We start from the raw sequence: 13,502 nt of genomic DNA, 5'->3' as shown, positions 1-13,502 counted from the left end.
TAACGCGTGTTTCCTGAATCAACGCGGCGCCTGTGAGTTTTTCGCGAGCAAGCTCGCTCCTACAGAAGGCGATGTACGCTTAACTGAACGGCATTAGGGCTTGCCCCTCCCACATTTGATCCCCCTGTCTCAGGCTCACATGTTCTCCGAGGTGACAATCTGCGGCGCGATATGCACCCGATGCCGCACCGGATCAAACCCCTCGGCGCTCTGCAATTCCACCAGCAACTGCACCAGCGCGTTCGCCGTCTGCCTGGGCTGTGAATCCATCACCACATCGATCAACCCCTGGCTCAGTGCCTGGCGTGACAGCGCCGTGGACTCCTGCAAGATGCAGCACAACGCCGGGCGCTTGGGCAGCTGCGCCAGGGCGCTGATGATGCCGTCGCCGCCGCCGCCGACCACACACAGGCCGCGCAGGTCGCTGTGGCGGGTGAGCAGGTCGAGGGTGGCTTCTTCGGTGATGTCGCAGTTGTCCAGGTTGATCAGCGGCTCCAGCGGTTTGAGCCCAGGTGCGTGTTCGGCCAGGTAGCTGTGCAGGCCTTCGACCCGTGCCTGGTGACCGAGGAAGCGATGGCCGCCGAGCAGGATCCCCACGCTGCCTTTGCGTGCGCCACAGGTGCGGGCGAGCAGCCAGCCCATGGTGCGGCCGACCACGTGGTTGTCCTGGCCCACGTAGGGTTCAAGGGCTTGCTCGTGAATATCCGAGAGCAGGGCCACCACCGGCACGCCGGCCGCGCGGATCTGCGCCAGGCAGGCGTTGATCAGCGGGTGGGCGAAGCTGACCACGGCGAGGGCGTCGCACTGCACGGCCAGTTGTTCGATCTGCGCGACAATGGCGCTGGGTGTGCGGTCGTTGATGTAGTCGAACTGGCAGGTGAGGTTGGTGGTGGCGTGTTGTTGCGCCGCCTCGCTGATCGACTGCGCCAGGTGGGCATAGAACGCTTGGGCGGTGCCCAGCAGCAGAATGCCGAAGCGATAGGTCGGCCGGCGTTCGCGGATGCGTTGGCCGATCAGCCGCGCAGCAAAATAGCCCACGGCTTCGGCGGCCTGGAACACCTGCTCGGCCGTCTGCGGATTGACTGGCGCGCGCGCATTCAGCACGCGGTCGACAGTGGCCACACTCAGGCCCGCATGGGCGGCGACGGTGGCGATGGTGGGGCGCTTATTGTTGTTCATGACAGCCCTCTTGAGCGTCTTGATAGAAAACTATCAAGCCCCGCTGGGCCTGGATGATAGCTTGATAGGGAATGGATTCAAGGCCTTGAGGGTGATTTAGCCGCACTCTATCGTTGGTTTCGCAAAGCACCTGAAACCTCTCGCTTGCGGAGAACAATAACAATGCCTGAACACACCGCTCATCACGCTCGGCGCGACTACAGCCTCACCGGTCCCGAAGCCGCCCGCGCGGCGGAAAAAGGCCTGGTCTCGGCCAGTTGGTACCAATCGCCGATTTCCCGTAAACGCATGAAAGAACTGATGCAACGCCGCGACGCCCCGGCCTTGCTCGATACCGCTATTTGGGTGACCGCGCTGTTCGCCACCGGCTTCGGCGGCTACTGGTTCTGGGGCACGTGGGCCTGCGTGCCGTTCTTCCTCGCCTATGGCGTGCTGTACGGCACCGCGTCCAACCCGCGCTGGCACGAAACCGGCCACGGCACCGCATTCAAGACCCGCTGGATGAACGACGTGCTGTACCAGGTCGCGAGCTTCATGTGCATCTTCGAGCCCCACGTGTGGCGCTGGAGCCATGCCCGGCACCACACCGACACGATCGTCGTCGGCCGCGACCCGGAGATCGTCGAGCCACGCCCGCCGAGCCTGCCGATGATGGTGCTCAGCCTGTTCAACCTGCCCCTGGCCTGGAAGACCTTCAGCGGTGTGGCGCGCCATGCGATCGGCCAGATGAGTGCCCAGGAGCAGGACTTTATCCCGGAGTCCGAGTGGCCCAAGGTGTTCCGCGCCGCGCGTATCTGGGTCGGCATTTATGCGCTGGTCATCGGCACTGCGTTGTACCTGCACAGTTGGCTGCCGCTGATGCTGGTGGGCCTGCCGAGCCTCTACGGTGCCTGGCTCGGTTACGTGTTCGGCCTCAGCCAGCATGTGGGCCTGGCCGAAGACGTGCTCGACCACCGCAGCAACTGCCGCACGATCTACATGAACCGCGTGCTGCGTTTTATCTACATGAACATGAACTACCACCTTGAGCACCACATGTACCCGATGGTGCCGTACCACGCATTGGCGCAATTGCACGAAGAGATCCGCAACGACTGCCCGCCGCCGTACGCCAACCTGTTCGAGGCGTACAAGGAAATCATCCCGACGATCTGGAAGCAGCGCAGCGATTCGACTTACTTCGTCCAACGTCCCATCGGCCCCAGTGCTGAACCGGCCGCCAGGGCCCCGATGCATGCAGAAGCCACTGCCGGCTGACACCCTCCAATAACAAGAGAAAACGCCATGAACGATCAATGGATCGACGTCTGCGCCGTGGGCGAAATAGACGCAGAAGACGTGCTGCGCTTCGATCACGGGCCGCACACCTACGCGGTGTTCCGTTCGGCGGACAATGAGTTTTTCGCCACCGCCGGCCTGTGCACCCACGAGAAAATCCACCTCGCCGACGGCCTGGTGATGGACCATGTGGTCGAATGCCCCAAGCACAACGGGCGCTTCGATTACCGCTCCGGCAAGGCCTTGGGCGCGCCGGTGTGCGTCAACCTCAAGACCTACCCGGTGCGGGTCGAAGCGGGGCGGGTTTTGCTCGCCGTCACGGCCTGATGATGACCGCCGCCCTGATCATCGTCGGCGCCGGCCATGCCGGTGGCCGCGCGGCATTGACCCTGCGTGAAGAAGGCTACAGCGGGCGCCTGATCCTGATCGGCGACGAGCCGCACGTGCCCTACGAGCGGCCGCCCCTGTCCAAAGGGCTGTTGCAGGGCAGCATGGACCTGGCCGGATGCAGCCTGTGCGACAGCGCGCGGCTGGCCGAGTTGGGCATCGAACATATCGCCGGTAACCCGGTCCGCCAATTGGACCCGCCGCAACACCGCCTGCAACTCGCCGACGGCCAGTGGCTGTCCTACGCCGGCCTGTTGCTGGCCACCGGGGGCAGGGCGCGGCGTTTGCCCCAGGAACAGGCCAACGTGCTGTACCTGCGCACCCACGATGAAGCGCTGGCGCTGAAATCCGCGTTGCGCCCCGGAGCGCGGCTGGTGATTGTCGGCGGCGGGTTTATCGGCCTGGAAGTGGCGGCGACGGCGCGCGGCCTGGGCTGCGAGGTGACGGTGCTCGAAGCCGGGCCACGCTTGGCGGGCAGGGTGCTGGCGCCGGTCATCTCCGAGGCACTGCTGAAGCTGCATCGCCAACACGGCGTCGACGTGCGCCTGAATGTGGCGCTGGAGTCGATCCATGCAGAGGCGGTGCAACTGGTGGATGGGCAATGGCTGCCCTGTGACCTGGTGGTGGTCGGCATCGGCATGCAACCGAATATCGAGCTGGCCGTGGCGGCGGGGCTGGAGGTGGGGCAGGGCATTCGCGTTGACACGCACCTGCGCACCGGTGTGCCGGACATCTACGCGGCAGGGGACGTTTGCGAGTTTCGCCTCGGCGGCGAGTACCAACGCCAGGAAACCTGGCGCAACGCCGAGGCGCAAGGGCGGCATGCCGCGCTCAACATGCTGGGGCGCGACGAGCCGTTCGAAGCGCTCCCCGGTTTCTGGTCCGACCAGTACGACTGGGGGTTGCAGACCGTGGGCGTGATCACGCCGCTGACCGTCAGCCGTGCATTGCCGGACGCGGGGCTGTTGCTGTTCTACCTCGACGCCGACCATCGCCTGCAAGGCGCCTGCGGCTGGGGCCCCGGCAATAGCGTGGCCAAGGACGTCAAGCTGTGCGAACGGCTGATCAGCGCGCGCATCGCCCTGAACCCTGCCAGCCTGGCCGACCCCCACGTGTCCCTCAAACACCTGCTGCGAGGCTGATATGCGCCAATTCCTGGTATTCCAATCCCTGTGGGCGATGCACACCGAGCCCGGCCCTCTGGAGGCCCAACTCGACCGTATCAAAGCCGCCGGTTTCGACGGCATTACCGATCACTATTGGCAAGCCGCCGATGTGGCGCGCCTACACGCCGCCGCCACGGCGCGGGGCCTGCAGATCGAAGGCCAGTTGTTCCCGCAAAGCGTCGACGACCTGGCGACCGCACTGGATGTGATCAGCCGCCACGGCTGCCACCACCTCACCCTGCAAGCCGATGTGCGCCCACGTACCCAAACCGAGGCCGCGCGTTTGATCGAAGGCTGGCAACGCCTGGCCGAGCAGGTGGACTTTCCGGTGCTGCTGGAAACCCACCGCTATCGCCTCACCAACGACCTGCTGTTCACCCTCGACCTGCTGGCGCAGATGCCCGACCTGAAACTGCTCGCTGACTTGTCCCACTACGTGGTCGGGCGCGAATTGCCCGAGCCCGGCGCCGTTGAAGACGATGAACAGATCCGCACGATCCTGCAGCACAGCTGGGGCTTTCATGGGCGTGTGGCCAGCAGTGAACAGGTGCAAGTCGCCCTGGCGTTTCCCCAGCACCAAGCCTGGGTGCAACGCTTTACCGAGTGGTGGCGCTACGGGATCGAAGACTGGCTGGCCCGCCCCGAAACCCCGCAAAGCCTTTCCTTCACCTGCGAACTGGGCCCGCCGCCCTATGCCATCACCGGCGCCGATGGGCGTGAAATCAGTGATCGCTGGGCCGAGGCGTTGAAGCTCAAGGCATTGATTCGCGACGTGTGGCAGGAGTGTCGGAAATGATCTGCTAATCTGCGCGGGTTCACTCTCGCCCTTTAGCCTGGACTTCCACTATGTCGACTTCGTCTGTTCAGCCGCCTCTTGAACCGCAGTCCGTCTGCCACCCCATCACCAGCAGCGCGATTTTCATGGTTGCCACCGTCGCGCCTGGCACTGAAGACAGCGTGCGCGCCTGGTGCGCGGACATCGCCGGGCTGGTGCGCTCGGTGGGTAAACGCGTGCCGACGGGCAACCTCACGTGCGTCTGTGGCTTCGGCTCGCAGGCTTGGGACCGGCTGTTCGGCGCGCCACGCCCGGCCTCGCTGCATCCATTTCGCGAGTTCGGGGTGCCAGGGCGCATGGCAGTGTCGACGCCCGGCGACATCCTGCTGCACATCCGTGCCGAACAGATGGACCTGTGCTTTGAACTCGCCACCCAACTGATGACGGCCCTCGGTGACAGCGTCAAGGTCGTGGATGAAGTCCAGGGTTTCCGCTACTTCGACATGCGCAGCATCATCGGCTTTGTCGACGGCACCGAGAACCCGGTGGGGCGCAAGGCCGTGGGCTTCACCATCGTCGGCGACGAAGACCCCGAATTCGAAGGCGGCAGCTACGTGCTGGTGCAGAAATACCTGCACAACATGACCGCCTGGAACGGCCTGACCGTGGAAGCCCAGGAAAAGGTGATCGGGCGCACCAAACTGTCGGATATCGAGTTGGACGATGCGGCCAAGCCGAGCAATTCCCACAGCGCGCTGACCGTCATCACCGACGAGAACGGCGAAGAAGTGAAAATCCTGCGCGACAACATGCCCTTCGGCCGTCCGGGCGCCGGGGAGTTCGGCACCTACTTCATCGGCTACGCACGCTCGCCGCAGCCGCTGGAGCAGATGCTGGAAAACATGTTCGTCGGCCGCCCGGCGGGCAACTACGACCGCTTGCTCGACTTCAGCACGGCGGTCACCGGCGGCTTGTTTTTCGTGCCGTCGGCCGATCTGCTCGACGAACTGGCGGAGCGCAGCCCCGGCCTATAGGACCACCTCGAAATACCGATAGCTGATGGCCTCGAGCGGTTGGGCAATGTGTTGGCGGTTGGATTCCTGCACGGTGAGCCCGGCTTTTATATAGGCCAGTTGCGGTGGGGCTGACAGGTAATCGGCAAGGTTGGCTTCAGCGCCCGGGAGGTCCGTGTAGAGATGAATCTGCTCTTCGGCGATCACGCCCTCGACGGTTTCGGTGATGTTTTGCCGGATAACGCCGCTCAGGAAGGTCGACAGAATCAACGTGTCGACAATCGGTATGCCGTCATAGGGAGTCCCGCAGTGGGCCGGTCCGTTCAACAGCACCACGGGTTGGATCGAGAGCTTGTCAGGCAGCGGGAAATTGGCTTTCAGGCACTGTTTTCTAAAAGACTTTTCATGTTGTCGGATACCCTCGATTTTGCGTGCCAGTTGCGCGCAAGCCTCGATGACCTTGTCTCGATGCTTGAAGGTGCTCAGCGTATCGGCAGGTTGCAGGAAGCATTTTACTTCGCCGACCACCAGCGTACTGCTGATCAGCATCAGCAGGTCGATGTCCTCATACGGGGGCGTAGCGGCCTTCGGTAAGTTGAATGTGAAGGCATGCGGCATGATTCGAATGTGTTTTCTCAGGCGCGAGTCCTGGGCATAGCGTTCCAGGACCTGACGCGCATGGGTTTCGAACGAGTTGCCGCGCGCCGCCAGGTCGGCGCCCATCTGTCGCAACCAGATATTCACGTTGCGTTGGGTGGTGCCCCACAGCAGCGGCGTGAATAACACCAGCAGTTTATCGTCGTTGTAGGGGATTAACGGTTGCGTCCACAACTCGTTCTTACCGGTATCCGATTTTTCGGTGTGATCAAAGGTCAGGAAATCAATCAGTGCCCGGCTACGTGCCAGGTCCACTCCCAGGGATTCGGATACCGCATTGAGCAACGCGGTTCTATCGACCATCGGTGCAGCCACATGCACCAGCAACGAGTCGCCCAACGGTGTTTCAGGTGGCGCCTTGGGGGTATCCAGCAGGCATCTTGCCAGGCTGCACAGGACGGCCCAGCACCTGACCACGTCATGGAGGGTTGCTCCATCCAATTTGGGCGCCTGGAAGGCGGAATATCCGTTGTAGTACGGTTCCAGGGCCTCATGGATGATCAGGTAGGTGGCCAGGGCTGAGCGCTGGACCTCTGCGTCGTCGGCGAGGTGGTAGTGAGTGACGCCCTCACGGTGGGTGATCGCACAGACAGGTCGCACAATCCCCAGTTCGGTGTGGGAGTTTTGCGTGTAGTGCCTGCTGAAGTGCATGATCCGCGCGGTTGTCTTCGAATGAACGAGAATATTGCGCCGAAATTGACTGATGACCTTCCAGGCGGCGAAGTGCTGATTGCCTGGCGTGAGCAAGATCCTGGCACCGTGCTCGAATCTATAGTCGTTCCACAGGCAGTCCTCCCAGTGCTCTTCAAGCACACCGTAAAAGGCACCCAGTTGATAGTCGTGGGCGACACGCTTGAGGTCGAAATGCGTGGTGCTGATATCCGGTTCTGATGCATCGCCTTTTTCCGCCAGCACCATCTGGATGGGCATTTGCAGCCCGTCGATATCGGCCTGGGCAACCTCATCGATCGAGTGCTCTGTACCCTGGTTGTCGGAAAACTTGGGCACCAGTTGCTGGCGCGTGATCTCGGCCGGATCGAGGTCACCGGTGTTTTCGCGAATCTCCTTCGCGGCCTGCTCATACATCATGGCGTTCAGGTTGGCATGGGTGATGAACGCCAACAGTTTGTTCTTCTTGGGGATCTGCCGGTCAGCGGCAAAACTCAGCTGTTTGCGCAACTCACCAAACGCGCGGTAAAACCACAGGCCGGCTTGATGCAGGCTCTTGTCCTGTGCGTCAGCGGCGTCGGGATCCAGCGCTGCGTTCCACCGGTCAGGGTGGAAGCTGTGTTGGTTGGGACGTGAAATTTTCTGGTGTTGTACGCGTTTCAAGAAAGACATGTTCAGCGACCACTCCGTTGCGATCACTGAACTCTACCAGACGAATACCTGCGCCTCGGGTCAGCTCAGCAAGCCGGTACTGACCGCCACAATCAAGAACACCCCGAGCAGCGCGCGGTAGATCACAAAGGGCCAGGTGGAGAAGCGCTCCAGGAACTTCATCAGGCCCCAGATCGCAAAGAACGCCGACACGCTGGCCACCACCAGCCCAAACAGCAAATGCGGCCAGGCGTGGGCGGGCATGTCGGCGTGCAGCAGCACCCACAGCTCCTTCAGGCCTGCGAGGGCGATGGCCGGCAGGCCCAGCAGGAAGGAAAAGCGCGCGGCTTCTTCGCGTTTGAAGTTGAGGAACAGGGCTGCGGTGAGGGTCGAGCCGGAACGCGATACGCCTGGAATCAACGCGCCGATCTGGGCGACACCGACGATCAACGCATCCCGCAGGCGCATCTGGCTGACGTCCCGTGTATGCCGGGCACGCAGCTCGGCCGCCGCCAGCAACACCGCCATCACCACGCAGGAAATACCGATCACCATCAGCCCGCGCAACGGCGAGTTGCAGGCATTCAAGGTCGAGGACAGCGCCAGGCCGGCAATGCCGATGGGGATCGTCGCCAGCACAATCGCCACAGCCAGCTTGAACCAGCGGTCGTTGTAGTCACCCCGGCGTACCGCGCCGATGCTGCCGGTGGTCACTTGGTGCACATCGCGCCAGAAGTAACTGACCACCGCAGCCAGCGCCGCCAACTGCATCGCCGCCGAAAACGCCGAGCCCGGGTCTTGCCAGCCGAGCAGGGCGGGTATCACGCGCATGTGGGCGGTGGACGACACCGGTAACAACTCGGTAATGCCCTGGATCACGCCCAGGATAAAGATTTGCAGGTAATCCAGAGAGGCGAAGCCCACATCCAGGCCGGCGGAACAGACGTTGGTCAAAATAGGTGTCCTTGAGAATAACGGGCGAGTCGGCGAAGTTTATTCCAAATGTTTCAAGAATTCGGCCAATGCAATCGCTATTTGCAATCGGTTCAGCAAGTAGAAAGGTGGAGACCGCTATTGGACTGGGGCGGGGTTTTGTGAACAATGGCGCCCTGTTTTTTTTCACCGAGAGCCCCATGCCTGAAACCACCGTTGAATTGATCCAGACCGGCCCCGAAGCATCCGAGTTGATCCGCAATCTTTACCAGTACTACGCCTACGAGTCGTCGGACTGGGAGCAGGAAGATGTCGAGGCGGACGGTCGTTTCTACATCCATGACGAACACCTGAACCGCTATTGGCAAGACCCGCAATGGAGCGCCAACCTGTTGCTGGTCGACGGTTATATCGCCGGCTTCCTGCTGATCGAGGGCAGCGAAGTGCCGGGCATCCATGCCTTGGAACTGGTCGACCTGTTTATTCTCAAGCGCTATCGCCGCAAGGGCATCGGCAGCGCGATCGCCACCCAGGTGCTGTGCAGCGGCGAGGCCGATTGGCTGGTGCGTTTCTATGACCAGGATGAAGTGTCCCAGGCATTCTGGCGTACGGTGCTGGATAACCTGCCACGCCCGGTGCAGGCCATCGAGCTGGACGATGACCCGCAGTTGACCAGTTACCTGATTACCCGGGCGGCGTTGCATTGAACACAATGTTGAACTTAAACGCGGCGGCCTGTTCCTAATCTCGCTGGCCGTTCTGGCCCTTAATTTCACAAGGATGCGAAATGCACACAGTGTCTTTTTCCAAATACCTCGTTGGCGCTGCGCTGCTGCTGACTTTGGGCGGTTGCGTAACCATGTCGGGTGACTACGATGTCACGGCCGTCGACGCCTCGGGCGCTCCGATCAACATGGTGATCACCAGCCACGGCAGCGGTATCTATTCCTCGCGCAATATGTTCTGCCAGAACTTCCCGAAAGCCACGGTGACCATCCGTGACCTCAAAACCGGGGAAGAACTCAAGAGCGAAAGCCCTTACCACTGCCGCTAGGCACGCGTATTGAACAGCGCCTGTTGCATCGCCTGGGGCGGTTGCCCGAAAGCACGTAGAAACGCCTGGCGCATGCGCTCGCGATCACCGAAGCCGGTTTCGCGCGCCACCACTTCCACGGGGTGACGGCTGGTTTCCATCATCGCCCGCGCGGCTTCCACACGCAGGGCTTCGATGGCTTTGGCCGGCGTCTGCCCGGTTTCTTCGCGAAATACCCGGCTGAACTGGCGCGGGCTCAGACGGGCGACGTCGGCCAAGGCGTCCACGGACAGATCGTGGGTGAGGTTCTCACGCGCGTAGGCCAGGGCCAGTTGCACGCGGTCGGACTTGGGGTCCAGTTCCAGCAAGGCGGACAACTGCGATTGTTCACTGCCGCGACGCTGGGCAATCACCAGCTTGCGCGCGATGCGCCGGGCGAGGTCGCTGCCCAGGTCGTTTTCCACCATCGCCAACGCCAGGTCGACCCCGGCGCTCATGCCGGCACCGGTCCAGATCTGGCCGTCGACGATGAACAGCTTGTCGTCTTCCAACTGGATAGCCGGGTAGCGCTTGCGAAAAGCCGGCGCATGAATCCAGTGCGTGGTGGCGCGCTTGCCTTCCAGCAACCCCGCCTCGGCCAACACGAAAATGCCCGTGCACAGCGAGGCAATCCGCCGCGATTGCAGCGACGCAGCCTTGACCAGCGCCAGCAGGTTCGCTTCCGGCAGGCGAAATTCCAGGTAACCGCTGACGATCAGGGTGTCATAGCCTTCGGGCCGAATCGGCGTGGTATTGACCGAGAACCCCTGGGACGTCATCACCGCGCCGCCGCTTTCCGACACCAGGTGAAACTCATAGGCCGGCTCACCACGCAGCAGGTTCGCGCACTCGAACACCGAGCCCAGGCTGAGGCTCAAGGATTGGAAGTTCGGGTAAACCATCAGCGCAACGCTGTGCATCGCATGTCTCCTGGGGCGTGGGAGAAGGGATTGTCGGTGGCTGCCGGGAAAACGGCAACCGCCTTTGCAGCGTGTCCGGAATCCTTGCGGATATGACATTGTGAGCCTAAGGCTCGGCTCCTAACATTCACTCCACGCACTAGACGACTGGTCTAATCGGGCGGAGTGAAGCATGAACAGCGAAACCAAAAGTGCACGGCAGACCATTCTGGAGACGGCGCAATCGATTGTGGGCCGCAAAGGGTTTTCCGCCGTGGGGTTGAACGAAATACTGCAAGCCGCCGATGTGCCCAAAGGTTCGTTTTATCACTACTTCGATTCCAAGGATGCATTTGGTGTCGTCTTGCTTGACACCTACTTTGATCACTACGTGCAGGGAATGGCGCAACTCTTCGCCCAGCCGGGGTTATCCCAGCAGGCCAAGTTGATGCGCTATTGGCAAGCCTGGATCGACAACCAGACCGGTTGCACCGATGCAGGCAAATGCCTTGCCGTCAAACTCGGTGCGGAGGTGTCAGACCTTTCAGAGCCCATGCGATTGGCGCTGCATCGTGGCACCTCGCGCACTATCCAAATGCTCGCCGAGGCCATGCAGCGCGGCGTTGAAGATGGTTCCCTGGTGCTTGAACACAGCCCAAGGGACCTCGCCCATCAGCTGTATGCGTTATGGCTGGGCACCAGCGTCATGAACAAGATCACCCGTACGTCTGCGCCTTTTGATCAGGCGCTGTGGCTGACCCGACAGATGTTGGGTTGCCCTGAACACACTGACATTCACATCGATCGAGGCACTGGAACATGAAAGTATTAATGGTACTGACCTCTCACGACCAACTGGGCGACACCGGCCGCAAGACCGGCTTCTGGCTCGAAGAATTTGCCGCGCCGTACTACGCGTTCAAGGACGCCGGGGTCGAGGTGGTCCTGGCATCCCCGGCCGGCGGCCAGCCGCCCCTGGACCCGGTCAGTGACGCACCCGATGCACAAACCGAACAAACCCGCCGCTTTGCCGCCGACCCGGCTGCGCAGCAGGCCCTGGCCAATACGGTCAAATTGGACACGGTCAACGCTGACGACTTCGACACCGTGTTCTACCCAGGTGGCCACGGCCCGCTGTGGGACCTGGCGGAGTCGCCGGTTTCCATCGCCCTGATCGAGTCCTTCGAGCGGGCCGGCAAACCTATCGGCTTTGTCTGCCACGCGCCGGGTGCCTTGCGTCACGTCAAGGCGGTCAATGGCGAGCCGCTGGTCAAGGGCCGTCGCGTCACCGGCTTCTCCAATTCGGAAGAGCAGGCGGTGGGCTTGACCGATGTGGTGCCGTTCCTGATTGAAGATGATTTCAAGGCCCTGGGCGGCAAGTATGAAAAGGGCGCGGATTGGCAGTCCTTTGTCCTCGAAGATGGTTTGCTGGTCACCGGGCAGAACCCTGCCAGCTCCAGTGATGTGGCCAAGGCCCTGCTGAAACTCACCGCTTAAACCCCTGACACGCTGGATGGCTTGGCGACTCCCTGGAGTCGCCAATGCTTTCGCTTGTCCTCAATTTGGAAGTTCTCGAATGACCCACTCTGTTTTAAGTACCCCGATTTCACTGGGGCATCACACCCTGAACAACCGTGTGGTGCTGCCGCCCCTGACACGCCAGCGCAGCGCGCAACCCGGCGATATCGCCACCGACCTGATGGCCGAGTATTACCGCCAGCGCGCGACGGCCGGCTTTATGGTCAGCGAAGGCACGCAGATTGAACCGCGTGGCCAGGGGTACGCCTGGACGCCGGGCATCTACACCCCCGCGCAGATTGACGGCTGGCGCAAAGTCACCGACGCCGTGCACGCCGAGGGCGGGGTCATCTTCGCCCAGTTGTGGCACGTGGGCCGCGTGTCCCATAACGCCTTGCAGCCCGACGGCGCCGCACCGGTTGCGCCGTCCGCACTGGCAGCCGAGCAAGCCAAAGCCTTTATCGCAACCGGGCCGGGTGTGGGCGAGCTGATGCAACCGCCGGTGCCCCGTGCGTTGAGCACCCAAGAGGTCAAGGCACTGGTCCAGCACTACGCCCAGGCGGCACGCAATGCACTGGACGCAGGGTTTGACGGGGTCGAGATTCATTCGGCCAACGGCTACCTGGTCAACCAGTTCATCTCGGCCCACGCCAACCAGCGTGACGACGAATACGGCGGCTCACTGGATAATCGCCTGCGCTTTTTGCGTGAGATCGTCGAGGCGATGTGCAAGGTGGTGGGGCCGGAACGGTTGGGCGTGCGTTTTTCGCCGCTGTTCAGCGGTACCGATGAGGACCGTGTGTATATCGGCCTGGTGGAAGAAGACCCCCATCACACCTACATCGAAGCGATCAAGGTGCTGCAAGCCTCGGGCATCGCCTATGTCTCCATCGCCGAAGCCGACTGGGACAACGCCCCCGTGTTGCCCGACACCTTCCGTGAAGCCGTGCGCAGCACCTTCAGCGGCCGCATTATCTATGCCGGTCGTTACACGGCTGAACGCGGCGCGAAACTGGTGGAAGCCGGGCTGGCGGATTTGATTGCCTTCGGACGGCCGTTCATTGCCAACCCGGATCTGCCGCAGCGGCTATTCAACGGCTGGCCGTTGAATCCACTGCGAGAAGAGGGGATGTATGGTGGGGGGGAGGTGGGTTACATCGACTACCCCGTCTATTCCGAATAGTCACGCAATCAATGTGGGAGGGGGCTTGTTTCCGTGGCGGCCTTCGGGCCGACCATGTGGTTGGATTTGACCGAGTACATATCCGTTGCTGCGGTAACGGCTGCTTAGGGTTCCGCTCTTAC

The 13,502-nt window shown here is 62.0% G+C and carries 14 protein-coding genes; 10 read left to right on the top strand and 4 right to left on the bottom strand.

What is annotated here, in order from left to right:
• Positions 1 to 135: 135 nt before the first annotated feature.
• Positions 136 to 1,179 carry a LacI family DNA-binding transcriptional regulator gene (locus tag AC1Q6I_RS34010; protein WP_024074779.1) on the bottom strand — a complete coding sequence of 348 codons (1,044 nt, stop codon included), beginning with the start codon at positions 1,177 to 1,179 and terminating at the stop codon, positions 136 to 138.
• A 162-nt stretch (positions 1,180 to 1,341) separates the two neighbouring features.
• Here AC1Q6I_RS34010 and AC1Q6I_RS34005 point away from each other — a divergent pair, with 162 nt between their 5' ends.
• From AC1Q6I_RS34005 to AC1Q6I_RS33985, 5 genes are read left to right on the top strand one after another with little or no spacing between them, the layout of a single operon-like run.
• Positions 1,342 to 2,436, top strand: coding sequence for a fatty acid desaturase family protein (locus AC1Q6I_RS34005; RefSeq protein WP_102625597.1), 1,095 nt, complete (start codon positions 1,342 to 1,344; stop codon positions 2,434 to 2,436).
• 27 nt (positions 2,437 to 2,463) lie between these two features.
• Positions 2,464 to 2,784 (top strand): MocE family 2Fe-2S type ferredoxin, encoded by a 321-nt coding sequence (locus tag AC1Q6I_RS34000; RefSeq protein ID WP_024074781.1) that lies wholly within the window; start codon positions 2,464 to 2,466, stop codon positions 2,782 to 2,784.
• A gap of 2 nt (positions 2,785 to 2,786) precedes the next feature.
• On the top strand, positions 2,787 to 3,986 hold the full coding sequence (locus AC1Q6I_RS33995) for an NAD(P)/FAD-dependent oxidoreductase (protein ID WP_102625596.1): 1,200 nt from the start codon (positions 2,787 to 2,789) through the stop codon (positions 3,984 to 3,986).
• A gap of 1 nt (position 3,987) precedes the next feature.
• Entirely contained in the window at positions 3,988 to 4,806 is an 819-nt protein-coding gene (locus AC1Q6I_RS33990; RefSeq protein WP_102625595.1) for a sugar phosphate isomerase/epimerase family protein, read from the top strand.
• 50 nt (positions 4,807 to 4,856) lie between these two features.
• Positions 4,857 to 5,819, top strand: a complete 963-nt coding sequence (locus AC1Q6I_RS33985) for a Dyp-type peroxidase (protein ID WP_102625594.1) — start codon at positions 4,857 to 4,859, stop codon at positions 5,817 to 5,819.
• Here the strand turns inward: AC1Q6I_RS33985 and AC1Q6I_RS33980 are convergent.
• Entirely contained in the window at positions 5,814 to 7,796 is a 1,983-nt protein-coding gene (locus AC1Q6I_RS33980; protein WP_102625593.1) for a hypothetical protein, read from the bottom strand. The two genes, AC1Q6I_RS33985 and AC1Q6I_RS33980, sit on opposite strands and share 6 nt — an antisense overlap.
• A 60-nt stretch (positions 7,797 to 7,856) precedes the next feature.
• Positions 7,857 to 8,729 (bottom strand): undecaprenyl-diphosphate phosphatase, encoded by an 873-nt coding sequence (locus AC1Q6I_RS33975; RefSeq protein WP_024074786.1) that lies wholly within the window; start codon positions 8,727 to 8,729, stop codon positions 7,857 to 7,859.
• A gap of 179 nt (positions 8,730 to 8,908) precedes the next feature.
• Between AC1Q6I_RS33975 and AC1Q6I_RS33970 the strand changes: the two genes are divergently transcribed.
• Together AC1Q6I_RS33970 and AC1Q6I_RS33965 are read left to right on the top strand one after the other, a co-directional pair.
• On the top strand, positions 8,909 to 9,415 hold the full coding sequence (locus AC1Q6I_RS33970) for a GNAT family N-acetyltransferase (RefSeq protein WP_102625598.1): 507 nt from the start codon (positions 8,909 to 8,911) through the stop codon (positions 9,413 to 9,415).
• Between the two features lie 80 nt (positions 9,416 to 9,495).
• Positions 9,496 to 9,762: a hypothetical protein gene (locus tag AC1Q6I_RS33965; RefSeq protein ID WP_024074787.1), complete on the top strand. Its 267-nt coding sequence runs from the start codon at positions 9,496 to 9,498 to the stop codon at positions 9,760 to 9,762.
• Here AC1Q6I_RS33965 and AC1Q6I_RS33960 read toward each other — a convergent pair.
• The gene (locus AC1Q6I_RS33960; RefSeq protein WP_024074788.1) at positions 9,759 to 10,700 is read right to left on the bottom strand and encodes a GlxA family transcriptional regulator; all 942 of its coding nucleotides are present in this window, start codon (positions 10,698 to 10,700) and stop codon (positions 9,759 to 9,761) included. The genes AC1Q6I_RS33965 and AC1Q6I_RS33960 overlap by 4 nt on opposite strands.
• A gap of 172 nt (positions 10,701 to 10,872) precedes the next feature.
• Here AC1Q6I_RS33960 and AC1Q6I_RS33955 point away from each other — a divergent pair, with 172 nt between their 5' ends.
• The 3 genes from AC1Q6I_RS33955 to AC1Q6I_RS33945 all read left to right on the top strand — a co-directional run bounded on the left by AC1Q6I_RS33955 (position 10,873) and on the right by AC1Q6I_RS33945 (position 13,380).
• The gene (locus tag AC1Q6I_RS33955; protein ID WP_024074789.1) at positions 10,873 to 11,502 is read left to right on the top strand and encodes a TetR/AcrR family transcriptional regulator; all 630 of its coding nucleotides are present in this window, start codon (positions 10,873 to 10,875) and stop codon (positions 11,500 to 11,502) included.
• A complete protein-coding gene (locus tag AC1Q6I_RS33950; RefSeq protein ID WP_024074790.1) occupies positions 11,499 to 12,176 on the top strand; it encodes a type 1 glutamine amidotransferase domain-containing protein in 678 nt (225 codons plus the stop codon). The genes AC1Q6I_RS33955 and AC1Q6I_RS33950 overlap by 4 nt, the downstream gene beginning before the upstream one ends.
• Before the next feature lie 79 nt (positions 12,177 to 12,255).
• On the top strand, positions 12,256 to 13,380 hold the full coding sequence (locus AC1Q6I_RS33945) for an alkene reductase (protein ID WP_102625592.1): 1,125 nt from the start codon (positions 12,256 to 12,258) through the stop codon (positions 13,378 to 13,380).
• The last annotated feature ends 122 nt before the right edge of the window (positions 13,381 to 13,502 follow it).

Source organism: Pseudomonas sp. MPR-R2A5 (genome assembly GCF_058793055.1).
The sequence above is the reverse complement of the archived record's forward strand: the minus strand, read 5'-3'. Positions and strand labels throughout refer to the sequence as shown.

Bases quoted from the DNA above. Each gene is read 5' to 3' on its own strand.
- AC1Q6I_RS34010 (WP_024074779.1), bottom strand. From the start codon at position 1,179: ATGAACAACAATAAGCGCCCCACCATCGCCACCGTCGCCGCCCATGCG.
- AC1Q6I_RS33970 (WP_102625598.1), top strand. From the start codon at position 8,909: ATGCCTGAAACCACCGTTGAATTGATCCAGACCGGCCCCGAAGCATCC.
- AC1Q6I_RS34005 (WP_102625597.1), top strand. From the start codon at position 1,342: ATGCCTGAACACACCGCTCATCACGCTCGGCGCGACTACAGCCTCACC.
- AC1Q6I_RS33950 (WP_024074790.1), top strand. From the start codon at position 11,499: ATGAAAGTATTAATGGTACTGACCTCTCACGACCAACTGGGCGACACC.
- AC1Q6I_RS33990 (WP_102625595.1), top strand. From the start codon at position 3,988: ATGCGCCAATTCCTGGTATTCCAATCCCTGTGGGCGATGCACACCGAG.
- AC1Q6I_RS33995 (WP_102625596.1), top strand. From the start codon at position 2,787: ATGACCGCCGCCCTGATCATCGTCGGCGCCGGCCATGCCGGTGGCCGC.
- AC1Q6I_RS33980 (WP_102625593.1), bottom strand. From the start codon at position 7,796: ATGTCTTTCTTGAAACGCGTACAACACCAGAAAATTTCACGTCCCAAC.
- AC1Q6I_RS33965 (WP_024074787.1), top strand. From the start codon at position 9,496: ATGCACACAGTGTCTTTTTCCAAATACCTCGTTGGCGCTGCGCTGCTG.
- AC1Q6I_RS34000 (WP_024074781.1), top strand. From the start codon at position 2,464: ATGAACGATCAATGGATCGACGTCTGCGCCGTGGGCGAAATAGACGCA.
- AC1Q6I_RS33945 (WP_102625592.1), top strand. From the start codon at position 12,256: ATGACCCACTCTGTTTTAAGTACCCCGATTTCACTGGGGCATCACACC.
- AC1Q6I_RS33955 (WP_024074789.1), top strand. From the start codon at position 10,873: ATGAACAGCGAAACCAAAAGTGCACGGCAGACCATTCTGGAGACGGCG.
- AC1Q6I_RS33985 (WP_102625594.1), top strand. From the start codon at position 4,857: ATGTCGACTTCGTCTGTTCAGCCGCCTCTTGAACCGCAGTCCGTCTGC.
- AC1Q6I_RS33960 (WP_024074788.1), bottom strand. From the start codon at position 10,700: ATGCACAGCGTTGCGCTGATGGTTTACCCGAACTTCCAATCCTTGAGC.